The 25,549-nt window shown below is 34.6% G+C and carries 25 protein-coding genes; all 25 read left to right on the forward strand.

Annotated elements, in window-relative coordinates; translation table 11 throughout:
• Positions 1-9: 9 nt before the first annotated feature.
• A complete protein-coding gene (gene atpA, locus NBX25_RS22675; RefSeq protein ID WP_123911281.1) occupies positions 10-1,587 on the forward strand; it encodes a F0F1 ATP synthase subunit alpha in 1,578 nt (525 codons plus the stop codon).
• A gap of 76 nt (positions 1,588-1,663) precedes the next feature.
• Entirely contained in the window at positions 1,664-2,527 is an 864-nt protein-coding gene (gene atpG, locus NBX25_RS22680; RefSeq protein WP_123911282.1) for an ATP synthase F1 subunit gamma, read from the forward strand.
• Positions 2,528-2,796: 269 nt separating this feature from the next.
• Entirely contained in the window at positions 2,797-4,155 is a 1,359-nt protein-coding gene (locus NBX25_RS22685) for a hemolysin family protein (RefSeq protein ID WP_250255554.1), read from the forward strand.
• Positions 4,156-4,166: 11 nt separating this feature from the next.
• Positions 4,167-4,472 carry an ATP-dependent Clp protease adaptor ClpS gene (locus NBX25_RS22690; RefSeq protein ID WP_123911284.1) on the forward strand — a complete coding sequence of 102 codons (306 nt, stop codon included), beginning with the start codon at positions 4,167-4,169 and terminating at the stop codon, positions 4,470-4,472.
• 207 nt (positions 4,473-4,679) lie between these two features.
• A complete protein-coding gene (gene udk, locus NBX25_RS22695; protein ID WP_045497309.1) occupies positions 4,680-5,294 on the forward strand; it encodes a uridine kinase in 615 nt (204 codons plus the stop codon).
• A gap of 5 nt (positions 5,295-5,299) precedes the next feature.
• A complete protein-coding gene (locus NBX25_RS22700) occupies positions 5,300-5,656 on the forward strand; it encodes an FtsB family cell division protein (RefSeq protein WP_068943509.1) in 357 nt (118 codons plus the stop codon).
• A 111-nt stretch (positions 5,657-5,767) separates the two neighbouring features.
• Positions 5,768-6,931 carry a methylmalonyl-CoA mutase family protein gene (locus NBX25_RS22705; RefSeq protein WP_250255556.1) on the forward strand — a complete coding sequence of 388 codons (1,164 nt, stop codon included), beginning with the start codon at positions 5,768-5,770 and terminating at the stop codon, positions 6,929-6,931.
• A 78-nt stretch (positions 6,932-7,009) separates the two neighbouring features.
• A complete protein-coding gene (locus NBX25_RS22710) occupies positions 7,010-7,393 on the forward strand; it encodes a GxxExxY protein (protein WP_123911286.1) in 384 nt (127 codons plus the stop codon).
• 34 nt (positions 7,394-7,427) lie between these two features.
• On the forward strand, positions 7,428-8,576 hold the full coding sequence (locus NBX25_RS22715; protein ID WP_250255558.1) for a THUMP-like domain-containing protein: 1,149 nt from the start codon (positions 7,428-7,430) through the stop codon (positions 8,574-8,576).
• Between the two features lie 137 nt (positions 8,577-8,713).
• A complete protein-coding gene (locus tag NBX25_RS22720) occupies positions 8,714-8,989 on the forward strand; it encodes a hypothetical protein (protein WP_250255560.1) in 276 nt (91 codons plus the stop codon).
• 170 nt (positions 8,990-9,159) lie between these two features.
• Positions 9,160-10,539, forward strand: a complete 1,380-nt coding sequence (locus tag NBX25_RS22725; protein WP_123911289.1) for a dipeptidase — start codon at positions 9,160-9,162, stop codon at positions 10,537-10,539.
• Positions 10,540-10,805: 266 nt separating this feature from the next.
• Entirely contained in the window at positions 10,806-11,723 is a 918-nt protein-coding gene (locus NBX25_RS22730; protein WP_250255561.1) for a T9SS type A sorting domain-containing protein, read from the forward strand.
• A gap of 344 nt (positions 11,724-12,067) precedes the next feature.
• Positions 12,068-12,967, forward strand: a complete 900-nt coding sequence (locus NBX25_RS22735) for a T9SS-dependent choice-of-anchor J family protein (protein ID WP_250255563.1) — start codon at positions 12,068-12,070, stop codon at positions 12,965-12,967.
• A 79-nt stretch (positions 12,968-13,046) separates the two neighbouring features.
• Entirely contained in the window at positions 13,047-13,754 is a 708-nt protein-coding gene (locus NBX25_RS22740; RefSeq protein WP_123911292.1) for an SDR family oxidoreductase, read from the forward strand.
• Positions 13,755-13,903: 149 nt separating this feature from the next.
• The gene (locus tag NBX25_RS22745) at positions 13,904-14,650 is read left to right on the forward strand and encodes an electron transfer flavoprotein subunit beta/FixA family protein (RefSeq protein ID WP_065398045.1); all 747 of its coding nucleotides are present in this window, start codon (positions 13,904-13,906) and stop codon (positions 14,648-14,650) included.
• Positions 14,651-14,688: 38 nt separating this feature from the next.
• Positions 14,689-15,636, forward strand: coding sequence for an electron transfer flavoprotein subunit alpha/FixB family protein (locus tag NBX25_RS22750; RefSeq protein ID WP_123856063.1), 948 nt, complete (start codon positions 14,689-14,691; stop codon positions 15,634-15,636).
• Between the two features lie 181 nt (positions 15,637-15,817).
• Positions 15,818-16,417, forward strand: coding sequence for a bifunctional nuclease family protein (locus NBX25_RS22755; protein WP_123856062.1), 600 nt, complete (start codon positions 15,818-15,820; stop codon positions 16,415-16,417).
• A gap of 20 nt (positions 16,418-16,437) precedes the next feature.
• On the forward strand, positions 16,438-17,820 hold the full coding sequence (locus NBX25_RS22760) for a nucleoside permease (protein WP_250255565.1): 1,383 nt from the start codon (positions 16,438-16,440) through the stop codon (positions 17,818-17,820).
• Positions 17,821-18,116: 296 nt separating this feature from the next.
• Positions 18,117-18,521: a hypothetical protein gene (locus tag NBX25_RS22765; RefSeq protein WP_250255567.1), complete on the forward strand. Its 405-nt coding sequence runs from the start codon at positions 18,117-18,119 to the stop codon at positions 18,519-18,521.
• A 1-nt stretch (position 18,522) separates the two neighbouring features.
• Complete coding sequence (locus NBX25_RS22770; protein WP_250255569.1) at positions 18,523-18,930, forward strand: hypothetical protein; 408 nt, start codon at positions 18,523-18,525, stop codon at positions 18,928-18,930.
• Positions 18,931-18,987: 57 nt separating this feature from the next.
• A complete protein-coding gene (locus NBX25_RS22775; RefSeq protein WP_250255570.1) occupies positions 18,988-20,166 on the forward strand; it encodes an acetyl-CoA C-acyltransferase in 1,179 nt (392 codons plus the stop codon).
• A gap of 106 nt (positions 20,167-20,272) precedes the next feature.
• Positions 20,273-21,763 (forward strand): MFS transporter, encoded by a 1,491-nt coding sequence (locus NBX25_RS22780; RefSeq protein ID WP_123911297.1) that lies wholly within the window; start codon positions 20,273-20,275, stop codon positions 21,761-21,763.
• Positions 21,764-21,998: 235 nt separating this feature from the next.
• Positions 21,999-22,925: a mevalonate kinase family protein gene (locus NBX25_RS22785; RefSeq protein WP_250255572.1), complete on the forward strand. Its 927-nt coding sequence runs from the start codon at positions 21,999-22,001 to the stop codon at positions 22,923-22,925.
• A gap of 11 nt (positions 22,926-22,936) precedes the next feature.
• Positions 22,937-23,866, forward strand: a complete 930-nt coding sequence (locus NBX25_RS22790) for a UbiA family prenyltransferase (RefSeq protein WP_123911298.1) — start codon at positions 22,937-22,939, stop codon at positions 23,864-23,866.
• Positions 23,867-23,930: 64 nt separating this feature from the next.
• Complete coding sequence (locus tag NBX25_RS22795; protein WP_123856054.1) at positions 23,931-25,100, forward strand: proline dehydrogenase family protein; 1,170 nt, start codon at positions 23,931-23,933, stop codon at positions 25,098-25,100.
• Positions 25,101-25,549 lie beyond the last annotated feature (449 nt).

Here is a 25,549-nt window from a genome sequence, read left to right on the forward strand (position 1 = left end):
AACCATACAATGGCAGAAATAAATCCGGCAGAAGTATCTGCGATCTTAAAACAGCAATTGGCCAACTTCGATACTCAATCAAACGTTGAGGAAGTAGGTACAGTTTTAACCATCGGTGATGGTATTGCTCGTGTATACGGGTTAGAAAACGTACAATACGGAGAGTTGGTGAAATTTTCTAGTGATGTAGAAGGTATTGTACTTAACCTTGAAGAAGACAACGTAGGTGTTGCTCTATTAGGTGAAAGTAAATTAGTAAAAGAAGGGGATACAGTAAGAAGAACAAACAGAATCTCTTCTATTAAAGTAGGAGAAGGGATGTTAGGAAGAGTAGTTGATACTCTTGGTAACCCTATCGATGGTAAAGGTCCTATCACAGGAGATTTATACGAAATGCCATTAGAAAGAAAAGCTCCTGGAGTTATCTTCAGACAACCGGTAACTGAGCCTTTACAATCTGGTATCGTTGCAATTGATGCGATGATTCCTGTAGGAAGAGGTCAGAGAGAGCTTATCATCGGTGACAGACAAACAGGTAAAACTACTGTTGCGATCGATACGATCATCAACCAAAAAGAATTCTTTGATGCTGGTAAACCAGTATATTGTATATATGTTGCTATCGGTCAGAAAGCTTCTACTGTAGCACAAATCGTTAAAACGCTTTCTGATAAAGGAGCTTTAGCATATACTGTAATTGTTGCAGCTAACGCATCAGATCCAGTTCCAATGCAGGTATATTCTGCAATGGCAGGAGCTTCTATCGGTGAGTTCTTCAGAGACACTGGTAGACCAGCGCTTATCGTTTATGATGATTTATCTAAACAAGCTGTAGCTTACCGTGAGCTTTCTCTACTATTAAGAAGACCACCGGGCCGTGAAGCTTACCCTGGAGACGTTTTCTATCTTCACTCAAGACTTTTGGAAAGAGCTGCAAAAGTAATCGCTGATGACGAAATTGCTAAGCAAATGAATGACTTACCAGAGTCTCTTAAGCCAATCGTGAAAGGAGGTGGTTCATTAACTGCTCTTCCAATCATCGAAACTCAGGCAGGTGACGTTTCTGCGTATATCCCAACTAACGTAATCTCTATTACTGACGGACAGATCTTCTTGGAGTCTGATCTATTCAACTCAGGGGTTCGTCCGGCGATCAACGTAGGTATCTCTGTATCGAGAGTAGGAGGTAACGCTCAGATCAAATCAATGAAAAAAGTATCTGGTACTCTTAAATTAGACCAGGCTCAATATAAAGAACTTGAAGCGTTTGCTAAATTCGGTTCTGACCTTGATGCTTCTACTTTAGCAGTAATCTCTAAAGGAGAAAGAAACGTAGAAATCCTTAAGCAGCCGGTAAATGCACCACTTCCTGTAGACAGTCAGGTAGCAATCGTATACGCTGGAACAGAAAACTTAATGAGAAACGTTCCATTGAACAAGATTAAAGAATTCCAACACGAGTATATCGAGTTCCTAAGATCTAAGCACCCTGATACTATGGCTGCTATCAAGTCTGGGAAAATTGATAACGATATTACTAGCGTTCTTAAGCAGGCAGCTAACGATTTAGCTTCTAAATACAACTAAAAAAATTCAATGTTTAAGGTTTGAAATGTAAGTTTTAAGCCTTAAACTTTAGACCTTAAACTTTGAACCCAAATTAATGGCAAACTTAAAAGAAATACGAGGCAGAATTACGTCAATTTCATCTACGATGCAGATTACACGTGCTATGAAAATGGTTTCCGCTGCGAAACTTAAAAAAGCACAGGACGCAATCGTAATGTTAAGACCTTATTCTGAAAAATTACAGGAGCTTATCCAGAATGTAAATTCTAGCTCTGATCCTGATCAGATTTCTGTATATGCTCAGAAAAGAGAGGTTAAAAGAATACTTTTCATCGCTGTTACTTCAAACAGAGGTCTTGCGGGAGCTTTTAACTCTTCAATCGTAAAAGAGCTTAACCTTCAGTTTCAGAACAATTCTCAATATGAGATTGAAGTTCTTCCTGTAGGTAAAAAAGTATATGATGCTGTAAGAAGAAATCGTTCAGTATATGCTAATGGAAGTTCTGTTTATGATAATTTGAACTTTGATGCAGTTGCTCATATTACAGAAGGTGTAATGACCAGCTTCAAAGAAGGTAAATTTGACGAAGTTTACGTTATTTATAACAAATTCGTTAATGCTGCCACTCAGGAAGTAACTACAGAACAGCTTCTTCCAATCTCAATGCCTGAAACTACAGAGCCACAGGTTGAAACAGATTATATCTTTGAACCTAATAGAGCTGAGATCCTTGATAATTTGATTCCAAAATCAATTAAAACTCAGGTTTTCAAAGCGATCTTAGATTCAGTAGCATCTGAACACGGAGCGAGAATGACTGCAATGCACAAAGCAACAGACAACGCAGAAGCGCTTAGAAATGATCTTAAGATCTTCTACAACAAAGCGAGACAGGCTGCAATTACCAACGAAATCTTGGAAATTGTTTCCGGAGCAGAAGCTTTGAAAAATTCGTAAAGAATTATTTTAACATACAATCAAAAGCATCGATTTATCGGTGCTTTTTTTATTTCAAAAGGGTTGAAAATGTAATTAAGTGTCCAAAATTCATTCTTTTGCACAGAAATGAATGTCTTTATCCAATTGTTTTTTTTATTCTAAAATAGATGGGTTTTAAGAAGTCAAATTTTTGTTTAAAAATTACCTTATTGAAATAATCTATCCAGGATTCAGGTTATTTTTATTTTGCATATCTTTGTACCTAATAAAATTTATACAACTTCTAAATGGACTCGGACATAGTCAGGCTTTTGCTGGCCTTATTTCTTGTTTTACTAAATGGCTTCTTCGTAGCCGCAGAATTTTCAATTGTTAAAGTTCGTTACTCACAAATCCAAATAAAAGCCGCAGAAGGCGATTCTATGGCTAAGCAGGCAGAACACATTATCAAGCACCTTGATGAATATCTTTCCGCTACACAATTAGGTATTACGTTGGCATCACTTGCTCTTGGATGGGTAGGAGAAAGTGCGCTGCATCATATTTTTGAAAATATGTTCACGTCTTTGAACATTGATTTGACTCAGACAACAATTACTACCATTTCGGTAGCGACCAGTTTTGTACTGATTACTGTTATGCACATTGTATTTGGTGAACTTATCCCTAAATCAATAGCCATCAGGAAATCGGAAGCAACCACTATGGCAACAGCAGTTCCATTAAGGGTTTTTTATACTGTTTTCAAACCGTTTATCTGGTTAATGAATCTTATGTCAAACGGTTTCTTAAGACTGATCAAAATTCACCCGGCTTCAGAGCAGGAAATTCACTCTACAGAAGAACTTCAGCTTTTGGTAAAACAAAGTGCTGACAGTGGTGAAATTGAAGAAGAAAACTATGAGATCATTAAAAATGCTTTTGATTTTACAGATCACTCTGCGAAACAAATCATGGTTCCAAGACAAAATATTACTTCCATCGACTTCGAAGAAGATGTGAATGATATTATTAATAAAATTATGGATAGTGGATATTCCCGTATCCCTGTATATATTGATTCTATTGACAATGTGATCGGAATTTTCTACACCAAGGAAATTATAAGAGAATTTGTTAAAAGAAAAGGAGATCTGGATCATGAAGATCTTAAAGACTTAATGCGTGACGCCTTTTTCGTGGTGGAAAGTAAAAAAGTTTCAGACTTATTGAAAACTTTCCAATTGAAAAAACAGCATATTGCTATCGTTATTGATGAATTTGGAGGAACTGAAGGAATTATTACCCTGGAAGATATCCTTGAAGAGCTTGTAGGAGAAATTCAGGATGAAGAAGATGACGAGGAAAAGATCGTTGACAAAATAGCGGATAATACCTATTGGGTACAAGCAACTCAGCCTTTGGATGAGATCAATGAATTTTTACCTAAGAAGCTCCCTCTTTCAGAAGAAAGCGAATACAACTCATTGGCCGGGTTTATTCTTTATGAACTGGAAGAAATTCCTGAAGAAAACCAGGAATTTAATTTGGACGATTATCACTTCAAAATCCTGAAAATGAATAATAAGAGTGTGGAACTTGTTGAATTGATATACCAGGAACCCAATGCTATTGACAGTTTAGCAGAAAAAATTGGTGAAGTTTAAAACAACTAAGAATGAATTTTTATAATAGCATAAAAGACTATGAAAATCCAAAACGTCAATATGAGGAAGAAGTCCTCGTTCTGGATGATACGGATGAAGTCTATAAACTTGTATTGCATAATGATGATATTCACACCTTCGATTATGTAATAGATAGCCTGATTGAAATATGCAAACATACTTTGGAACAGGCAGAACAATGTACAATTCTTGTTCATTATAAGGGCAAATGTACCGTAAAAACAGGCTCATTGGATATTTTGAAGCCTATGCACGAAAAATTACTTTCACGCGAATTAACAAGTGAAATCGTATAAAATAAAAACCGACAAGTTAATTGTCGGTTTTTTTATTGAATTTAGGGGTGAAAATCGAGTAATAACAATACATCACAAAGAATGACGATATTCCGGGAGATCTTTTAATTTTTAAATGCTTTAATCTTTAAATTTCTCAATATTCTTGCATTGCCACATTTTATCTAAAATAGTATATTTGTACCAACTATAAAGAAACAAAAAACAATGCTTGTAATAGGAATTGCCGGTGGAACAGGATCTGGCAAAACTACAGTTGTTGATAAGATACTTCAGCAGCTTGATATCGAAGGAATGAATATCCTTTCTCAGGATAATTATTATCACGACAACCAAGGTCTTACATTGACAGAAAGAGAGGCTTTAAATTATGACCATCCGAAGTCAATAGATTTTGAACTATTGATAAAACACGTAAAAGCTTTAAAAAATAACGAGCCGATAGAACAGCCGATTTATAGCTTTGTAACGCATTCCAGAACAGGAGATCACGTAACTGTAGAACCTAAGAATGTATTGGTAGTAGAAGGAATTTTGGTTCTTACCAATAAAGAATTACTCAAAGAATTTGACTTGAAAGTTTTTGTTCATGCAGATTCTGATGAAAGGCTTATAAGGAGGATCAGGAGAGACACCCAGGAAAGAGGAAGAGATCTGAGCGAAGTATTACACCGTTATCAGACTACTTTAAAACCAATGCACCAGGAATTCATTGAGCCCTCTAAAAATGATGCCGATCTTATTATCCCTAATATGAAGCAGAATTCCGTAGCGATTGATTTTTTAACTACTGTTATTAAGAACTCGTTGAAAAAACATTAAAAAAAATGGAAGAAAACAACCTTATCAAAGACATTCAGCCGAAATCTGAAACATTCAAACTTATCCAGAAATATGTATTGAATAAGTATACCATTACGATCTGTCTGTTTTTGGTATGGATGATTTTCTTCGACAAAACCTCATTTCTCGTAATTAATGAACTGAATGGTGAGATTCATAAATATGAAGATCAGCTGGAGTATTACAAAAAAGAATACGAAAAGAATGATGCTTTCTATAAAAAACTGATGAACAACAAATCAGAAAAAGAAAAATACGCGAGAGAAAATTATTTTATGAAGAAACCGAATGAAGAAATCTTCATTTTGGTGGTAGACAGTACAAAAGTCGCTAAGAAATAAGAGAATGGTAAAAGCGTCAATGGTGAATGGTCAATTGGAGGTGTTTGATGGGAGACTATTCACTTGTGAAGCAAAATTAACCATTGACAATTCACAATTTAAACAAAACTAATGTCAAATACAGCTACACTTCCAAACTGGGAAAATTTAGTAAAAAAGCAACTTAAAACAGAGGATATTTATCCTATTCTGGAAAAACAAAATCTGGAAGGAATAGAAGTAAGACCTTTCTATACAGAGGTTAAAAAACCTTTGGTAAACCTGCCGAGAGTTGAAGAAAGCACCCATTTGGTAGCCAGGTACCATGAAAGTCTGGAAGAAGAAGTATTTGCATTTCTCCTTGATCAGAATGTAGAACATTTGGCTGAGAAAACCATTTTTGTCAACAATAAAGATCTTGCAGGACATATTAGTCCACAGGAAGAAGATCAATATTTTTCTTTGATTGATGTTTTTAATGAAAAAGAAGCAACTATTGACGATCAGCTGACAAAAGAATTACTGGCAAAAGGATTCAAAAGAAGTATTTGTGTAGATATCTCGTTGCATCAGAATGCAGGAGCGGCCATCTATCAGCAATTAGGGATTGCTTTAGCCAAAACAAAAGAACTGGTAGAAGTATATGGAGCTGAAATTCTCAACCAATTAATCTTCAAAATTGCTGTAGGAGGGAATTATTTCTTCGAAATGGCAAAATTAAGAGCCTTTAAAATGGTTTTTAACCAGTTTTCCAAAGAATATGGATTGGATGAAGTTCCTTACATTTTTGCTGAGACCTCTCTTAGAAATAAGGCTGTTTCTGATAACGAAAACAATCTGATCCGCTCTACATTGGAGCTTGCTTCAGCAATGATTGGCGGAGCAGACGCTGTTTTTACAAACAATTATCTTGTTGACAGAAGTACGGATAACTCTGAAGAGATCTCTTTCAAACAACAGATTGTATTGGCGTATGAAAGTATCATCAATGTATTTGAAGATGCTGCTAACGGAAGCTATTATGTTGAAGATATCACTCAACAGATTGCAGACAAGTCATGGGCTTTATTTGTTGAAATGGAAGAAGCAGGAGGCTATCTTGAGCTTTTAAAGCAGGGCGTAGTTCAGAAGAAGATTTATGACCACGCTATTGAAGAACAACAATGGATCGAAGAGGGGAAAATAAAGCTGATCGGAGTTAATTTGTATCCAAAATTAGACGTTAAAAAGTCAATTAATGATCTATATAACGAAAAAGAAATAAAAGCCGTTCGTTGGGCAGAAATGTTTGAATAACACTTAGATATTTCCCACAGATTTCTCAGATAACACAGATTTTAAAGATAAAAACTGTGAAATTTAAACATAATACAAATGAATGAAAATGAGATTAGTTTTTATATCAGAAAATCTATTTTTTCTGTATATAATGAATTGGGACCCGGTCTGTTGGAGAAAGTTTATGAAAAAGTTTTGGCTTATGAACTTGAAAATAATGGCTTAAGTGTTAAAACACAAGTTTCTATTCCAATAAAATTTAAAGATATAATTATTGACTCAAGTTTTATAGCAGATATAATCGTAGAAGATAAGGTAATTATCGAAATAAAATCAATCCCGGAAATAGCTAGTGTTCATCACAAACAACTGCTAACTTATTTAAAATTGACTAATCTTAAATTGGGAATTTTAATCAATTTTAATACAGATTATATTGATAAAAATATTATTCGAAAAATAAACGGAAATATTAACTAAAATCAAAAAAGAATCCGTGTAATTTGTGAGATCTGTGGGAAATATAATATTAAAACAGGACGTTCAAAACTATATCAATGCAAATCTAAAAACAGATCTGCACTCATTGTTATTGAAAAAATCTCCCTTTCCGGAGGTTTCTATGCAGGAGATTGTTCAGCAAATCAAAGGGAAACAAGTAGCAGAGAAAAAGTTTCCTTTCCTATTGAAAGAGGGTATTATCTTCCCTCCACAACTTAATATGGAGCAGTCATCCTCTGAAAAGACCGCTCTTTATAAATCTGAGATTTTAAAAGGCAAAAAATTTATTGATCTAACCAGCGGTTTTGGAATTGATGCCTATTATTTATCCCAAAATTTTGAAGATATAACTTTAATAGAGCAAAATACAGAGCTTTTAAAAATCGTTGAACACAATTGGAATACTCTTGGGAAGAAAGCATGGTTTATCAATCGGAAACTGGAGGATTTCTTGAATGAAAATCAGGAAAAATTTGATGCGATTTATCTGGATCCGGCCCGAAGAGATGAGAATAAAAATAAAGTCTTTCTCTTGGAGGATCTTTCTCCAAATATCCTTGAAATTCAGGAAAAATTACTGTCAATATCAGATCAGGTAATCATTAAGCTCTCTCCATTGATTGATTTGAAGTATCTTATTTCTGTTTTGCCCAATATCTTCAGATTTGATATTATCGCACTTAAAAATGATGTAAAAGAGGTTGTAGCTTTCTTATCCCGGGAAAATAAGAATGGAATTATTGGCAACTGTGTGAACCTTGAAAGCGGAGAATTCAGCTTTAGTTTTACTTTTGGGGAAGAAGAAAATGCTCAATCGGAGTATTCAGAACCTGAAAAATTCATTTATATTCCTAATAATACCATTTTAAAAGCAGGGATTTTTAATTTAATTGCTGAAAAATTCAAGGTTAAAAAATTGCATCCGAATACCCATATCTATACATCTTCTGAAAGGATAATAGATTTTCCCGGAAGGGTTTTTGAAATGGAAGTTATTGATTCTAAAAAGATTAAAAAGAAAGATCAATATAATCTTATTTCAAAAAACTACCCTTTAAAACCTGATGAAATCAAAAAAAAATACGGATTGAAAGATGGCGGAAATGATTACCTTATTTTTACACAGTCCAAAAAAGGGAAAATTATTTTAAAATCAGTATAAAAATGTTGCCAAAAGAAACAGGATTTCTTAATTTTGGGCAATCAAAAATTAGAGCATGAAATCGCTCGCTATTTAGATATTCAGAATAGAATGAAATAGTGCGGTTCCATATGACATTAAAAAAATAAATTTTACATATGAAAAAATTAGTTATATGTTTAGCGATTGCAACAGTAGCTGTAAGCTGTAAAAAAGTATCGGCTGGTGGAAATAAAGGTACTTTAAAGCTTGAAGAAGGAGTAGAAAGATATTCTGATGACGCTCAGGGCGGAAAAGCTCATGGTACACATGAGGTTGCTGCTGAACACAAAGAAGAAACTGCAAAACCTGAAGCTGCAGCTCCTAAAACAGATAGTACTGCTGCTGCAAAGCCTGCTGAAACAAAAGAAGAGGCTCCAAAAGCTGGACACTAATTAATTAGTATACAATATAAAAATGCTCTGTACCCAACAGGGCATTTTTTATTTTTAAAAATGACTGATGGAGCAATCATTAGGAAATAATCTCTTTCTTTAGAAAATCCTGTGTTTTTACTTGGTCCAGCGGTGCATTTTTTTTAATTTTAACAAAATAAAATTTTACAATGCAAGAGACATTAAATTACATTAACGAAAACAAACAGCGTTTCGTGGATGAATTATTTGAGTTATTGAGAATCCCTTCTATTTCTGCAGATCCAGCATATAAAGATGATGTATTGAAGTGTGCGGATGTGTGCGCAGAATACCTTAGAAATGCAGGAGCAGACCATGTTGAAATATGTGAAACTAAAGGGTACCCTATCGTTTTCGGAGAAAAAATTATAGATACAAACTTGCCAACGGTTTTAGTGTATGGTCACTATGACGTACAGCCGGCAGATCCATTGGAGTTATGGAGAAAACCACCTTTCGAACCTTATATAGAGAAAACTGAACTTCACCCGGACGGAGCAATCTTCGCAAGAGGGGCTGCAGATGATAAAGGACAATTCTTTATGCACCTGAAAGCGTTTGAAGCAATGATGAGAACAAATGCTCTTCCTTGTAACGTTAAATTTATTCTGGAAGGTGAAGAAGAAGTTGGATCTGTAAGTTTAGGGGACTTTGTGAACGAAAACAAAGAAAAACTATCTTGCGATTGTATTTTGATTTCAGATACACATATCTATAGCAATGAGCAACCAACTGTAACCACAGGATTAAGAGGATTAAGCTATGTAGAAGTAGAAGTGGAGGGACCAAACAGAGATCTGCATTCAGGGCTTTACGGTGGAGCAGTTCCAAACCCGATCCATGTGTTGTCAAGAATGATTGCTAACCTTATCGACGAAGATGGTCATATCACAATTGATGGATTCTACGATAACGTTGAGATTGTATCTGATGCAGACAGAACAGAAATGAATAAACTGAAGGATAATCCTGAAGAATTCAAAAAGTCAATCGGATTAAGCAATATTGAAGGAGAGAAAGGATACACAACTCTAGAAAGAGCTTCTATTCGCCCTACTTTAGACTGTAATGGTATTTGGGGTGGATATACAGGAGAAGGAGCTAAAACAGTAATTCCTTCCAAAGCTTTTGCTAAAATTTCAATGCGTTTGGTTCCTTACCAGACGCCTGAAGAAATTACAGAAAAATTCACAAAATACTTCGAAAAAATTGCTCCTGATACAGTAAAGGTAAAAGTAACACCTCACCACGGAGGAATGCCTTACGTACTACAAAGCGATACCAAAGAATTCTTAGCAGCTAAAAAAGCTATGGAAACTGCATTTGGTAAAGAAGTATTACCCTATAGAAGTGGAGGAAGTATTCCAATTACATCTATGTTTGAAAAGGTTTTAGGAGCTAAATCAGTATTGATGGGCTTCGGGTTGGATTCTGATGCTATTCACTCTCCAAACGAGCACTATGGATTATTTAATTTCTATAAAGGAATTGAAAGTATTCCATTGTTTTTTGAAAATTATTCAAAATAAATATTTAACCCTATGATATTTGGATAAGGCACTTCTTGGAAGTGCCTTATTTCTTTTTATAAACTGTTAGAAGAATAAAACTAAATAATAATTCTCAAAAAAAGGTTTTTATGAAAAATAATTATGTTGAATCTAATTAGAATAATAATAAAATATAACCTATGAGAAGTTAAATCCACTGATAATAAGAGTTTTATTTTTTATTTGTAAATAACTATATTACCATTCAAGGAAAGTTTATATTTTTATTTCAAACTTGAAAACCAATGAAAAAAATTTACTCAATCATGTGTTCCTTGTTGGCGGTATTTTTCTTTGCTCAACAAACAGTTTCTTTTGAAGATAACGAAGGGTTTATAACTGGAAATATTCACGGGCAGGGAATGTGGATCAGTACCCCTACAGGAGGAGATCCTGAAAATGTTACCCATCAGACGATCAGTACAGATGTGGCTACTGATGGAAGCAATGCGCTGAAAATTGTCAGGGAATCTATGTATGGAGTCCAGTCAGAGCCTATTATTGGAGGGTTTTATAATCTGGTGACTCCACTTACCAGTTCCCATTTTTCTGTTTCATTTGATATTAATATGTCTCAACTCAGCGAATCTGTCTTTGGATTTCAGGGAGTAGATAATGTAAATGAGCAAACCATTGTGAGAGTTGATTTTGATAATACAGGAATAATAAATGTTTTAAATAAAGAAATAAATAACCAGAATATGGTTGCTACCTCTGGATTATGGTCTCCCAATCAATGGTATAGAGTTAAGATCGTGGGTACAGGGATGGAAATCAGATATTATCTGAATGATATCTTATTTTATACCGAAGCCGTTGCTAATTCTCTTACAATGGATCAATTGCGGTTTGTTCACAATAATGGGCTGGGAACGGCTTATTTTGATAATATTAAGATTAATGAAGAACTGGCACTATTTGTAAAAGAAATAAAGGTGAATGCTAAAACACTAACAGTATATCCCAATCCGGCAGTAGATATTATAAAAATAAATACTTCAAGCCGTATAAAACATATTGAAGTTTATGATCTCACAGGAAAAAAGATAAACATAACACTGAATGGAGATAAAGTAGATGTAAGGAATTTATCTTCTGGAACTTATTTGCTGAATGTAGAAACAGAGGGAAGAAATTTTACTGAAAAATTTATTAAAAAATAACTCTTAAGTTAATTTTAGTTAACAAAACGTTCACTTTGGGGTATTTTTTTGTTGATATGAAAGCATATTTTTGAATTTAATGTATTGATTTTGTGTTTTTTTGTGGGGTATGTTGAGATGTTGGTGTAAAAAAATAAAATTTATAAAAACGATACGTTTTGCAATTACGGATGTTTTTTTTATAACATTTTTCAAATTTTGTTTTAAATCGAATAATTTAAAGTATTAATCATTATGTTATTTTTATTGTGTTTTTGTTAGTTATTTGTTGAATTATCGTTTTTATTGTTGATTAATTGTGGGTTTTTGGAGTAATTTAGTATATTTAATAAAAATAATTTAACATGAGAAGAATTTTACTATTGAGCGCGTTTTTAGGATTAGCCTCTTTAAATGCACAAACAACAATTTTTGAAGACAGTTTTGAAACTTACACAGATTTTGCCTATACAACAGGAACAGTAGGTAACTGGACGTTAAGAGATTTAGATGGAAAACAATCCTATACTATCAATCAGGCAACTTTTCCAAATCAACAAATACCTAAAGCTTTTATAGTCTTTAATAAAGCTGGAATTGTGCCAACTCCTGCTGCTACTGCAACTCAGTTTAATGCAAAAACAGGAAATAAAGTAATGGCTTGTTTTGATGTGTCAAACCCGGCTCCTCTAGTGAATAATGATTGGTTAATCAGTCCTAAATTTACTTTGGGATCTACCGGAAATACTGTAAGCTTTTGGGCTAAATCAATCAATGAATTATATGGTGCAGAAAAGTTTAATGTTTATGTTTCAACAACAGATACACAGACTACAAGTTTTACAAAGCTTAATGCAAGTACGATAGTAACACCATCTGTTGTAGAATGGAATCAACATACCTTTAATTTAGATGCTTATTCTGGACAAGCTGTTTATTTTGCTATACAATGTGTATCAGATGACCAGTTTGCTCTTTTAATTGATGATTTTAAAGTAACTACAACAGGAACGTTGGCAACCTCTGAAGTATCCAAAAAAGCTGCTTCAGTAACGTCTGTTTACCCAAATCCTGTATCTGATGTCCTTAATATTAAATCCAAAGAAAAAGTAAATGGAATTGAAATCTATGATATCAGCGGAAGAAAAGTATCAGCTGATCTGGATGGAAATAAAGTAAATACTAAAAACCTGAATCCGGGAAGTTATATTATCAACATTGAAACAAAAGAAGGTAAAACTACCGAGAAATTCATTAAAAAATAATACCTGATAAATGTTAGTATCAGTAAAACGCTCCAATTGGAGCGTTTTTGTTATTTTAGAGAAATAAATTTTAAACAGGATGTTAAAACATAAAACAGCATATATAACAGGAGGAACCAAAGGAGTGGGTTTTGGAATTGCTAAGATTTTGCTTGAAAATGGAATTTCAGTAGCATTTTCAGGAAGAAAGAAAGAAGATGTCGTGAAAGCTGAAGATGAGCTTAAGCAATATTCACCTAATGTTCTGGGGATTGTTTCTGATGTGAAAAGTCTGGAAAGCGAAACCGAAGCAGTACAATTTATTATTGAAAAATTCGGTAGGTTGGATTATGTGATTGCCAATGCCGGACTAGGCATATTTAAGCCTGTAGACGAGTTGTCTGCTGAAGAATGGAATGATATGATAGAAACCAATCTTACCGGTGTTTTTTATACTTTAAAAGCTTCCGTGGAAGAACTGAAAAAAACAGAAGGATATTATATTACTATTTCAAGTCTTGCTGGGGCTAATTTCTTTGAAAACGGGACAGGTTATAATGCCTCAAAGTTTGGAGTGGTAGGGTTTACCCAGGCTGCTATGATTGATTTAAGAAAATACAATATCAAATCTACTGTCATTATGCCAGGGTCAGTGGCTACTTATTTTAATGGAAATATACCTTCAGAAAAAGATAACTGGAAGATTCAGCCTGAAGATATGGGGAATCTTGTATTGGATATTTTAAAGATGAATTCAAGAGTTTTGCCTAGTAAAATTGAGTTTAGAGCAACAAATCCAGGTAAATAAGTACTTCTGATGTATTGAATAATAATTTAATAAGTATTATGCATGCATAATATATTTTTTATTTATATTAGCAAAAATTAATTCAAACAAAATCTCTGCATAAACTGTCATGATTTTATGCCTAAAAGAGAAAAAATAAAATAGTACACATGAAAATATTAGTTTGTATTAGTAGTGTTCCGGATACTACTTCCAAAATTAACTTTACAGCAGATAAATCTGCTTTCGACAAAAACGGAATTCAGTGGGTAATCAATCCGCTAGATGAGTTTGCGCTGACAAAAGCGGTTAAACTTCAGGAATCTCAGGGAGCAACTGTAACAGTAATCAACGTAGGGGATGCTGCTACAGAACCTGTAATCAGAAAAGCATTAGCAATTGGTGCTAATGATGCAGTAAGAGTAAACCTTGATCCAAAGGATAGCTATTCTACAGCAAAAGAAATTGCTGCTGTAGCACAAAACGGAGGATATGATTTGATCCTTTGTGGTAAAGAATCTATTGATTATAACGGGGGTTCTGTACCAGGAATGGTCGCTCAATTATTGAATCAACCTTTCGTAAATGCATCTGTAGGATTAGATGTAAATGGAAGTGAAGCTACTGCAGTAAGAGAAATAGAAGGTGGGAAAGAAACTATTTCAGTTAAGTTACCGGCAATTATTGCAGGTCAGAAAGGGTTGGTAGACGAAAAAGATCTTATTATTCCAAACATGAGAGGAATTATGTCTGCAAGAACAAAACCTTTGCAGGTAGTAGAGCCTACTTCTTCAGAAGTTAAAGTTCAGGGAGTATCTTATGACAGCGTTCCGCCAAGAGCTGCTGTGAAAATGGTTTCTCCGGACAATCTGGATGAATTGGTAAGATTACTTCACGAAGAAGCTAAAGTGATCTAATCCTAATCCTTTAATTTTTAATCTTTAAATTTTAGAAAATGGCAGTATTCGTATACGCAGAAAATATAAATGGAGTTTACAAAAAAGCAGCTTTTGAAGCAGTTTCTTATGCTAAAGCAGTTGCAGATAAAGCAGGAGATACCGTTACGGCAATCTCTGTAAACCCTACTGATTCTTCAGATTTATTATATAAATATGGAGCATCCAATGTTATCAATATAAAAGACGAAGGTCTTAAAAATTTCTCAGCAAAAGCATTTGCACAGGCTGTAAGTGAAGTGGCTGACGGAAATATTATCGTTTTTCCTCACACTACAGATGCTTCTTCGGTAGCACCAATGTTAGCTGTAATGAAGAATTACTCTTTAATTACTAACGTATTGGAAGCTCCGGAAAGCCTTTCTCCATTCCAGGTGAAGAGAAGAGCTTTCTCAGGAAAAGGCTTTATGCATGCAAAAGCTGAAGGAAACGGAGTCATTGTTACTGTTTCTCAAAATGCTTTTGGTGTTAAAGAAAACGCTGTGTCAGGTTCAGAAGAAGTGAAAAATTTATCAGTAGCTAATGAAGATACTAAAGTAATTTCTCACGAGCAAAGTTCAGGTAAACTGGATCTTAAGGAAGCTGAAGTTGTTGTTTCTGCAGGTAGAGGAATGAAAGGTCCTGAAAACTGGGGAATGATTGAAGATTTAGCCAATGTTTTAGGAGCTGCTACAGCTTGTTCTAAGCCGGTTTCTGACATTGGATGGAGACCTCACACAGAACACGTAGGGCAAACTGGGAAAGCAATTTCTCCGAACCTTTACATTGCTGTGGGTATTTCTGGAGCAATTCAGCACTTAGCTGGAGTAAACTCTTCAAAAACGATCGTAGTAATCAATAGTGATCCTGAAGCACCATTCTTCAAGTCTGCTGATTATGGAGTAGTAGGAGATGCTTTCCAGATTATTCCTGCTTTAACAGAGAAAATTAAAGCAATTAAAGGATAAAACTTAACGGTGAATAGTCAATTCGCTTTGTTAGTTAATTTTTAATCATTCACTTGCAAAGTAAAATTCACGATTGACCATTGACAATCACATACAGTACAATAAAAGCTCGGCTTTCCGGGCTTTTATTTTTGTCTAAAAAAGTGAAATCACAACAAAAAATTAATCTATATTTGTAGCTATGGATTATAAGCAGCTAATTATTCGCGGAATATCGTACAGCCAGACCCAATCTGGGGCGTACGCATTGTTACTGGAGCATGAAGAAACACACATAAAATTACCTGTTGTTATAGGAAATTTCGAAGCTCAATCTATCTCTCTTGGACTGGAAAAAGACATCCATCCACCGCGCCCACTTACCCACGACTTATTCTCAAAATTTATCGTTTCAACCAATTATGAGTTGGTTTCTGTAATCATTTACCAGATTGTAGATGGGGTATTCTTTTCAAATATCAACTTTAAAAATAAAGCAACTGAAGAAGAACTGATCCTTGATGCAAGAACTTCTGATGCTGTTGCTATGGCTGTAAGATTCGATGCACCTATCTTTACCACCCAGCAGGTTTTAAATGAAGCCGGAATCTTATTGGAGCTGGAAGATGTATCAAGAGAAGAGCAGACCTTTTCAGAAACAGTACAGACTGAAGATAACCTAAAATCCCTTTCTATGGAAGAACTTCAGAAGTTGCTGGATGATGCCGTTAAAGAAGAAGATTATGATACCGCCCTTGAAATTCAGGAAGAAATCAAGAGGAGGAAAAAGAAAATTGACTAAAAGAGATACTTTATATAAAAATGAATTTAAAATTACGACTGACCATCCTCAGTTTTCTCCAGTTTTTTGTGTGGGGAGCATGGCTGATTACGATGGCGAACTTCTGGTTTGGTACTAAACATTGGGAAGGAACACAGTTTGGAGCTGTTTTTGGAACAATGGGAATTGCTTCTATTTTTATGCCAACCATTACTGGAATTATTGCTGACCGTTGGGTAAATGCCGAGCGTATATTTTCAGTATTACATATTCTTTACGGGGCTATGCTTTTCATATTGCCACACTCTGCAGATCCTAATTCCTTCTTTTCGGTGATGCTTGTTGCAATGTGTTTCTATATGCCTACTATTGCTCTGGCTAATTCAATTTCCTACACTATTCTAAAGAATAATAATATGGATGTAGTGAAAGATTTTCCGCCAATCCGAGTATGGGGTACTATTGGCTTTATTGTAGCCATGTGGATCACTAACCTTAGTGGAAACAAAGCAACAGAAGGACAATTTTATATTGGAGGAGCAGTAGCTATATTCTTAGGAATTTACGCCCTTACTTTACCCAAATGTCCACCACAAAAGTTGATTGATAAAAGTTCACCTTTATCAGAACAATTAGGTTTAAATGCCTTCAAGCTTTTTGGAAACTATAAAATGGCATTATTTTTCTTATTTTCCATGCTTTTAGGAGCGGCTCTTCAGTTAACAAATGCTTACGGAGATGTTTTCTTAAGTGAATTTGCTCACTTCCCGAAATACGATGATTCATTTGTAGTACAAAGATCTACAATCATTATGTCTATTTCCCAGGTTTCTGAAACCCTGTTTATTTTGGCAATTCCTTTCTTTTTGAAAAAATTCGGAATCAAAAAAGTAATGTTGATGTCCATGCTGGCATGGGTTTTAAGATTCGGTTTCTTTGCTTATGGAGTGCCGGATGGTTTCGGTTTATCCTTAATTATCCTTTCATGTATTGTATACGGAATGGCCTTTGATTTCTTTAATATTTCAGGTTCCCTTTTCGTAGAGACTACAACAGATAAAAATATCCGTTCTTCCGCTCAGGGATTGTTTATGATGATGACCAATGGCTTTGGGGCTGTTTTTGGAAGTTATATCGCAGGATGGGCTATAGATAAGTTCTTTACTCATAAGTTTACCACAGCTACTGATTTATCTGCTTATTTGGAGACAACTCCTGATAACCCTACGTTTTTGGAGATTCTGAAAAACAGTTTCAATGCAGCCGTAAATTCTGATGGTACGCTTTCCTCTGTTGTTATGGTGAAAGACTGGCAGCAGATATGGTTATCATTTGCCATCTATTCATTGGTTCTTGCTATATTTTTTGCTGTATTATTCAAGCATAAACATAAGCCTGAAGATGTCTCTTCCGTGAGCCACTAATTCGAATAATAATAAAATAATATAAAATTGCACTTTCCATAAGAAAGTGCAATTTTTTATTTTAAATCAATTCATTAATGAGCTAAACTGCTGATAAGCATAAAAAGTGATTTGAAAATTATTATAACGTTCCCATGTTGTTTTTAATCCGTTAATGTAATTGGTGTATTATTGAGAAATATGTAATATTAAAAGTATTTTATTGTAACTAATGACTGTTAGGGAGTGAAAATGGATGTTTGATGCCAGATGATTTGAAAATGTGTTTTTTTTTGTATTTTGGCACTTTAGTAAATATGAAAAATATTCAATTATTAGGATTGTTATTAGTGGTGATAGGGAGTTTTCTACCTTTGGTACATGTACCTATTATAGGAAACTGGAATTATTGGAAACTAGACCATTATTTAGCCATTGCATGCTGGATTTTTGCTGCATGTGCCGTTTTTGGAATTGTAAATAACAGTGCGAAAATCGTAAGATTTTTTGGAATTCTGCTTATTCTTTTATTTGCATTCACTTTAGTTGCTGTTAAATTACAGTCCTTAGATTACTTCAGTTTTTTACCTTTTAAATCCTGGAGAGAGACTTTTGCAGGAATTGTAAAGATAAAGTGGGGGTGGACAGTAGAATTTTTAGGAGCCTTTCTGATGGTTTTTGCAGGAAATAATAAACAAGTAAATCAACGAACTCAAATATAATATGAACTTTTTAAAAGTATCTTTAGCTGGGATGTTGTTGATGGCTATACAGGTCAAGTCTCAGCAGGCAGTACAGAAAAAACCGGATAACCCGACTAAATGTGTGAATATAAAAGAGGGTAAATTTCTGAGAGCTAATTATCCGGAGGGTATATGGCATATGATTATAAAGGATAATATTCAGACCGAATATTCTAATAATGGGAAAGACTATATAAAATCTACATTGGTCTTCCTGGACGATTGCAATTATAAATCGATTGTTATGGAAAAGTCGGATAAGAATGATCCTGTACAGGTTGGAGATGTTTTCAGCAATAAAGTGCTGGCAACTCAAGGCAACCTTTTGAAGGTCAATACAAAGATTTCAGGGTCGGAATTTAATGTTGTCTATATAAAAACAAAATAAATTTAATTATAAATATGAAACTTAGGTTTCATTTTAGCTAAAATAAAAATTATATACATGAAAGAAGTATTCATTGTTTCCGCAGTAAGAACACCTATGGGTAGTTTTATGGGTAGTTTATCAACAGTTCCGGCTACTAAATTAGGAGCTACTGCTGTAAAAGGAGCATTAGATAAAATTGGTTTAGATCCTGCTAATGTTCAGGAGATTTATATGGGAAATGTGCTACAGGCAGGAGAAGGACAAGCACCGGCTCGTCAGGTAGCTTTAGGAGCTGGTCTTTCTATTAATACTCCTTCCACTACTGTCAATAAAGTATGTGCTTCAGGAATGAAGGCTGTAACAATGGCTGCACAAGCAATCAAAGCTGGTGATGCAGAAGTAATTGTTGCAGGGGGTATGGAAAATATGTCTTTGGTTCCTCACTATTATAACGCAAGAGTAGCTACAAAGCTGGGAGATATTAAAATGCAGGATGGTATGGTGTTGGACGGTCTTACAGACGTATACAACAAAGTACATATGGGAGTATGCGCAGAAAAATGTGCAGCTGACTACAGCATTACAAGAGAAGATCAGGATAATTTCGCTATAGAATCTTATAAAAGATCTGCAAAAGCTTGGAGCGAAGGAAAATTCAACGATGAAATCGTACCGGTTTCTATTCCTCAGAGAAAAGGAGAGCCTGTAATCTTTGCTGAAGACGAAGAATACAAAGCGGTAAATTTCGACAGAATTACAACACTTCCTACAGTTTTCAAAAAAGAAGAAGGAACGGTAACAGCAGCTAATGCATCTACATTGAATGATGGAGCTTCTGCACTAATCCTTGTTTCTAAAGAGAAAATGGAAGAATTAGGCCTAAAACCATTAGCAAAGATCGTTTCTTACGCTGATGCGGCACAAGAACCTGAAAACTTTACAACTGCTCCGGCTAAGGCATTACCTATTGCCCTTAAAAAAGCAGGATTAGAAATATCAGATATCGATTTCTTTGAGTTTAATGAAGCTTTTTCAGTAGTAGGATTAGCTAACAATAAAATCTTAGGATTAGACGCTTCTAAAGTAAATGTAAACGGTGGAGCGGTAGCATTAGGACATCCACTTGGAAGTTCAGGTTCAAGAATCATTGTTACTTTGATCAACGTATTGAAGCAAAATAATGCGAAATACGGTGCTGCAGCAATCTGCAACGGCGGTGGTGGAGCTTCTGCAATCGTGATTGAAAATATCTAATATTCTGTTTCAGAATATATTACCATTAAGGAATCGATAATTTTTTTAAAATCTTATCCATTTCTTAATGGTTTTTCTATTTTTGTGCTACTAATATTTATTTGAAATGTCTGAAACTGAGAATCGACAACCCAACAACATAAAGAATAATCCAAAGATTATGAAAGCCTGGGCAGTATATGACTGGGCAAACTCTGTGTATTCCCTGGTGATTACTTCCACCATTTTTCCCATTTATTACTCTATTCTTACCACAGCGTATGAGAAGAAGGAATATGTGACGGAAACAAAAAGATGGATTGATGTCCCGGTAAGGCACGCCATTAAAATTTTCGGAAACGAATATCAGCCGGATGCAGTATATGGATACTCACTAACAATATCATTCTTTATTGTAGTATTGCTGTCTCCATTTTTATCTTCATTGGCGGATACTATTGGAAATAAAAAATCATTCCTGCAGTTTTTCTGTTATCTGGGAGCAACATCATGTATGGGATTAGCAATGTTTACGGGAATGCATAATGTATTTCTGGGGCTTTTATTCAGTATTACAGCGAGTGTCGGCTTCTGGGGAAGTTTGGTGTTTTATAACTCATTCCTTCCGGATATTGCAACACCGGACAGGCAAGATGCACTTTCTGCAAAAGGATATGTGTATGGATATATCGGCTCTGTGGTTTTAGTGGTATTGTGTTTGGTGCTGATTCAGGTTTTTGCTAAAGGAGCAGCACAACAGCTGTTATTTACAAGAATAAGCTTCCTGTTGACTGGAGCATGGTGGTTTGGGTTTTCTCAATATACCTTCAAGCATCTTCCTCAATTTGGAGATGTTAAAGATAAACTTCCTAAAGATCTTGTGTTATTAAATTATAAAAATATCTTCAAAAAGCACGAAGAACAAGGCGGGTTCTTTGAAGTATTAAAAGATAACATGAGCTTTTACAAGGATATTGCCAAAGAAAGCTTTCATGAATTGTTTAAAGTAGGAGGCGAGCTATTCAAAGACAGAAATCTGAAGTTCTTCCTTTCAAGCTTCTTCTTTTACAGTGTTGGAATGCAGACGATTTTCCTTATGGCAACCTTATTTGGAAAAAGTGAAATCAATTTAGCTCAGGATAAACTTATCGGAACTCTTTTGGTGATCCAGATTGAAGCTATTATCGGAGCCGTAATTTTCTCAAGATTATCCAAAAGAATAGGAAACAAAAACGTTATTTCAATTGCTATCTTCCTATGGATTGTAGCTTGTTTATGGGCTTATTTCTTAAATAAAGAAAATCCAACCGTAGAATATCAGTTCTATGGAGTAGCAGCAGTAGTAGGATTGGTAATGGGAGGTCTTCAGGCAATGTCCAGATCTACCTATTCAAAATTGCTTCCAGAAAATTCTATGGAAAATACAACGTATTTCAGTTTCTATGATGTATTGGAAAAGATTGCCATTATCATTGGTACATTTATTTTTGCCACGTTAATTGAGCATTTTAATAATATGCGAATTGCAGCCTTGTCTATGACCTTATTCTTCGGTACAGGATTGATATTGATCCGATTTCTGAAGGTAAAAATGAGAAAAGACAGAGAAACATTATAAAAAGTAAAAGGCGTTATTTTTAACGTCTTTTTTTATTTTTTAACTTAATATTAATTGCCGTTCAAAAAATATGATTGATTATAAATTAACAAGGAAATGTTACAAATCTCAAGCTTTTTTCGTATTTTTATATAGCAATAGCGAGAGGCAAAACTAAAAAACTGAGAATTCGGTCCGGGTTTTGCTTATATTCAGCGGAATAATTTTTAACTTTGCAAAAAGATTTATTGTCAATATGACCAACCCTTTATTTTATGCAAAAATAATCCTGTTTGGAGAATACGGAATGATTGAAGATTCCCAGGGGCTTGTAGTACCTTACAGCTTCTACAAAGGAACTTTAAAATTTTCAGACCTGGCTTCAGAATTTGAACTTAATTCAAACAGACATCTGCAGAAATACTCAGACTTTCTTAAAACGCTTGATCTTTCTGATGATTTTACATTGGATATTGAAAGCTTCAAAAAAGATATTGCGGACGGACTTTTCTTTGATTCCAATATTCCACAGGGATATGGTGTAGGAAGTTCAGGCGCTTTAGTGGCTGCTATTTTTGAAAAATATTCGATTAGCAAACTGAACCCAGATAATATCTCAAAAGATAATCTTAAAAAACTAAAGGCGGTTTTTGGTGAAATGGAAAGTTATTTCCATGGGAAAAGTTCAGGAATGGATCCGTTGATCTGTTATATGAACCTGCCAATTCTCATCGAAAACAAAGAAAATTTAGACAGGGTATCAATTCCTGAAGGACAAGAAGGAAAAGGAGCTATTTTTCTGATTGATTCCGGAATTACAGGAGAAACAGGACCTATGATTCAGATCTTCTTTGAAAAAATGAAAACAGAAGGGTTCCGTAAAACATTGAAAGAAGAATTCATCCGTTACAACAATGCTTGTATAGAAGCTTTCCTTAAAAAAGACATGAATCCATTCTTCAGAAACCTTAAAAAGCTTTCTCACTGGGCGTATGAACATTTCCGTCCAATGATCCCTGAAAGCATTTTTAATATCTGGAAAAAAGGGCTGGATTCCAACGCTTATTACTTAAAACTCTGCGGAAGTGGTGGTGGTGGTTATATTTTAGGTTTTACTCAGGATTATGAGAAAGCTGAAAAAATGCTTGACGGCTTCCAAAAAGAAGTGATTTACAGATTTTAAACAGGTTGGAAATGAATTCTGAAAAAGAAACTTTCCAATCCAAAAAATATATCTCAAAATCTTTATATTATAGATTTTCACAATTCGTGGGCTTTTTGCTCGGCGCTCGCTTTTTTGTTGCGGCACTCTTAACGTTTGCCCTCTATGTTTCCACCTTTTTCCTGTTCAATCAGGAAGAATCTTTCAGAAATTTTGTCTTTGATTTTAAAGTACACGGTATTATTTTCTGTACCGTTCTGACAATTTTAGCAGGGGGAATTATCAATCAATTTTACGATCTGGAGAAAGATCATATTGTAAAGCCTTTCAGAACCAGAATCCAGAGCTTTATCAAACAGAGGTATTTTCTATATGCTTATCTGGGATTAAGTGCTATTTCATTAGGAGTTGCCTGGATGATTTCTCATAATGTTTTCATTTTTTTTGTGGTCTATCAGTTTTTTATGTGGTTTTACAGTCATAAATTAAGCAGAATATTAATACTGAATAACCTCACATTTGTAAGTCTTACCCTGTATCCGTTCTTCGGAATGATGGTGTATTACGAAACCTTTTCCAAAAAGGTTTTCCTGATGGCTGTTTTTCTTTTCCTGATTCTTTTATGTATTGATATTGTAAAAGATACCCTTACCAGAAGTGTAGACAAAGCTTTTGGATATACTACCATCCCTAATTATTTTAAAAGTCGAAATACAAAAATTATCCTCATTTCTCTACTCTTGATAACGATGGGGGTTTCGATGAAAATTATTGCCAAAACCGGAGTCTCAGGATTTATGGCTTACTATTTCGCAGGAGGTTTATTTGTAATGATTCTTTGTATCTACCTTTTTTTAAACTCTACTAGAAAGAGCAACTTCCTCACTCTTAATATTTTACGCCTATGGGTTTTTGTAGGAATTATAGCCATGCTTTTAAATGGAATTGAACATAAATTATAATAAAAATTCTTTAAATAAACTAAGGTTATTATTACCTTTGCGTAACAAAATTTAATAAATAGGAATGCCCATTTTTAATGATACTAAAGTTGCATTTGCAGACAAGACAGATGCGCAGTTGAGAAAGGCTTACTGGATGTTTAAAATGATTGAACAGCCCGCTCTTACCAGCCTTGGAACATCCGTTCTTAATTTTACAGTACACAACAACTTTCCATTCGTTACCGGAATTGTAAAAAGCACTTTGTTTGCACAGTTCTGTGGAGGAGAAACCCGTGAAGAAAGTATGAAGGTTGTAAAACAGCTTTTCAAGAGAGGAGTTGGGAGTATTTTCGATTATTCCATTGAGGGAAAGGAAGATGAAGAAACTTTTGATGCAGTGTGTAAAGAGATCAAAGATATTGTAAGGTTTTCAGTAGGAAATCCGGCGATTCCTTTTATTGTATTCAAACCTACGGCATTCGGAAGAATTGATCTTTATGAAGCTGTTGGAAAGGGAGCAGAACTTACTACGAGTCAGAAGGAAGAATGGGCGAGAGTAGTCAAAAGATTTGATGAAGTGTGTGCTCTTTGTCATGAAAATGACAAAAAAGTGATGGTAGATGCAGAAGAAACCTGGATGCAGGACTCAGCAGATCAACTTTGTGAAGAGATGATGGAGAAATATAACCAGGAAAAACCTATCGTTTGGAACACCATCCAAATGTACAGAACGGGAAGACTGGAATATATGGAGGCTAACCTTCAGAGAGCAAGAGAGAAAAACTATTTTATCGGTTATAAGATCGTTCGTGGGGCTTATATGGAGAAGGAAAGAGCCAGAGCAGCAGAAAAAGGGTATGCTGATCCGATTCAGCCTACGAAGGAAGCTTCTGATAAGAACTATAATGCAGGAATTGATTTTGTGATGAATCACTTGGATAAAGTATCTGCATTCTTTGGAACGCACAACGAGATCTCTTCTGAATTGATTATGGACAAAATGAAAGCCAAATCTCTTGAAAATGGAAATCCACACGTTTATTTTGGACAGCTTTACGGTATGAGTGATAATATTACCTTCACCTTGTCTGATAAAGGCTATAATGTGGCTAAATATCTTCCATATGGACCTGTAAAGGATGTTGTTCCCTATCTTACAAGAAGAGCCCAGGAAAACACCTCTGTAGCCGGACAAACAGGAAGAGAACTTGGATTAATCAAAAAAGAGCTTGAAAGAAGAAAAAAACAATAATAATTGTTATCAAAATAAAGATACGACCCGCATATTCTGCGGGTCTTTTTATTTGAGTTATTTTAATTAAAAAATCATATTTGTTATAAATTCTGTAAATTATATAAAATATTGATCATTGTTAATTAAATATTAATCAATCTTAAGTATTAGTTATTTATTAAAATAAATTAATTTTTATTGTTGATTTAATTTTTAATTTCTATATTTGATATAACAGTAAAAAACTAATACATGAAAAAAATCAACGGACGTAATTGCACTACAATGTGACAGGATCTTCCGGTTTCGAAAAAGATCATATTTCTAAAATAGATTCGTAAAGTTCCTGAGGTGAATAGCTGCCAGCATGTTGCCAGATTTCCCATAAGTCAGAAAAAGGAATTTCATAGTTTTCATAGAAGCTTTCATTTGATTTCACGGTGATGGACTTTTTATTTACGCTTTCT

The sequence above is a fragment of the Chryseobacterium sp. Marseille-Q3244 genome, assembly GCF_940807095.1.
Lineage (GTDB): Bacteria > Bacteroidota > Bacteroidia > Flavobacteriales > Weeksellaceae > Chryseobacterium.

Bases quoted from the DNA above. Each gene is read 5' to 3' on its own strand.
- NBX25_RS22775 (WP_250255570.1), top strand. From the start codon at position 18,988: ATGAAAGAAGTATTCATTGTTTCCGCAGTAAGAACACCTATGGGTAGT.
- NBX25_RS22780 (WP_123911297.1), top strand. From the start codon at position 20,273: ATGTCTGAAACTGAGAATCGACAACCCAACAACATAAAGAATAATCCA.
- atpA (WP_123911281.1), top strand. From the start codon at position 10: ATGGCAGAAATAAATCCGGCAGAAGTATCTGCGATCTTAAAACAGCAA.
- NBX25_RS22730 (WP_250255561.1), top strand. From the start codon at position 10,806: ATGAAAAAAATTTACTCAATCATGTGTTCCTTGTTGGCGGTATTTTTC.
- NBX25_RS22765 (WP_250255567.1), top strand. From the start codon at position 18,117: ATGAAAAATATTCAATTATTAGGATTGTTATTAGTGGTGATAGGGAGT.
- atpG (WP_123911282.1), top strand. From the start codon at position 1,664: ATGGCAAACTTAAAAGAAATACGAGGCAGAATTACGTCAATTTCATCT.
- NBX25_RS22795 (WP_123856054.1), top strand. From the start codon at position 23,931: ATGCCCATTTTTAATGATACTAAAGTTGCATTTGCAGACAAGACAGAT.
- NBX25_RS22705 (WP_250255556.1), top strand. From the start codon at position 5,768: ATGTCAAATACAGCTACACTTCCAAACTGGGAAAATTTAGTAAAAAAG.
- NBX25_RS22785 (WP_250255572.1), top strand. From the start codon at position 21,999: ATGACCAACCCTTTATTTTATGCAAAAATAATCCTGTTTGGAGAATAC.
- NBX25_RS22690 (WP_123911284.1), top strand. From the start codon at position 4,167: ATGAATTTTTATAATAGCATAAAAGACTATGAAAATCCAAAACGTCAA.
- NBX25_RS22740 (WP_123911292.1), top strand. From the start codon at position 13,047: ATGTTAAAACATAAAACAGCATATATAACAGGAGGAACCAAAGGAGTG.
- NBX25_RS22760 (WP_250255565.1), top strand. From the start codon at position 16,438: ATGAATTTAAAATTACGACTGACCATCCTCAGTTTTCTCCAGTTTTTT.
- NBX25_RS22750 (WP_123856063.1), top strand. From the start codon at position 14,689: ATGGCAGTATTCGTATACGCAGAAAATATAAATGGAGTTTACAAAAAA.
- NBX25_RS22790 (WP_123911298.1), top strand. From the start codon at position 22,937: ATGAATTCTGAAAAAGAAACTTTCCAATCCAAAAAATATATCTCAAAA.
- NBX25_RS22700 (WP_068943509.1), top strand. From the start codon at position 5,300: ATGGAAGAAAACAACCTTATCAAAGACATTCAGCCGAAATCTGAAACA.
- NBX25_RS22725 (WP_123911289.1), top strand. From the start codon at position 9,160: ATGCAAGAGACATTAAATTACATTAACGAAAACAAACAGCGTTTCGTG.
- NBX25_RS22720 (WP_250255560.1), top strand. From the start codon at position 8,714: ATGAAAAAATTAGTTATATGTTTAGCGATTGCAACAGTAGCTGTAAGC.
- NBX25_RS22755 (WP_123856062.1), top strand. From the start codon at position 15,818: ATGGATTATAAGCAGCTAATTATTCGCGGAATATCGTACAGCCAGACC.
- NBX25_RS22710 (WP_123911286.1), top strand. From the start codon at position 7,010: ATGAATGAAAATGAGATTAGTTTTTATATCAGAAAATCTATTTTTTCT.
- NBX25_RS22770 (WP_250255569.1), top strand. From the start codon at position 18,523: ATGAACTTTTTAAAAGTATCTTTAGCTGGGATGTTGTTGATGGCTATA.
- NBX25_RS22735 (WP_250255563.1), top strand. From the start codon at position 12,068: ATGAGAAGAATTTTACTATTGAGCGCGTTTTTAGGATTAGCCTCTTTA.
- NBX25_RS22745 (WP_065398045.1), top strand. From the start codon at position 13,904: ATGAAAATATTAGTTTGTATTAGTAGTGTTCCGGATACTACTTCCAAA.
- NBX25_RS22685 (WP_250255554.1), top strand. From the start codon at position 2,797: ATGGACTCGGACATAGTCAGGCTTTTGCTGGCCTTATTTCTTGTTTTA.
- udk (WP_045497309.1), top strand. From the start codon at position 4,680: ATGCTTGTAATAGGAATTGCCGGTGGAACAGGATCTGGCAAAACTACA.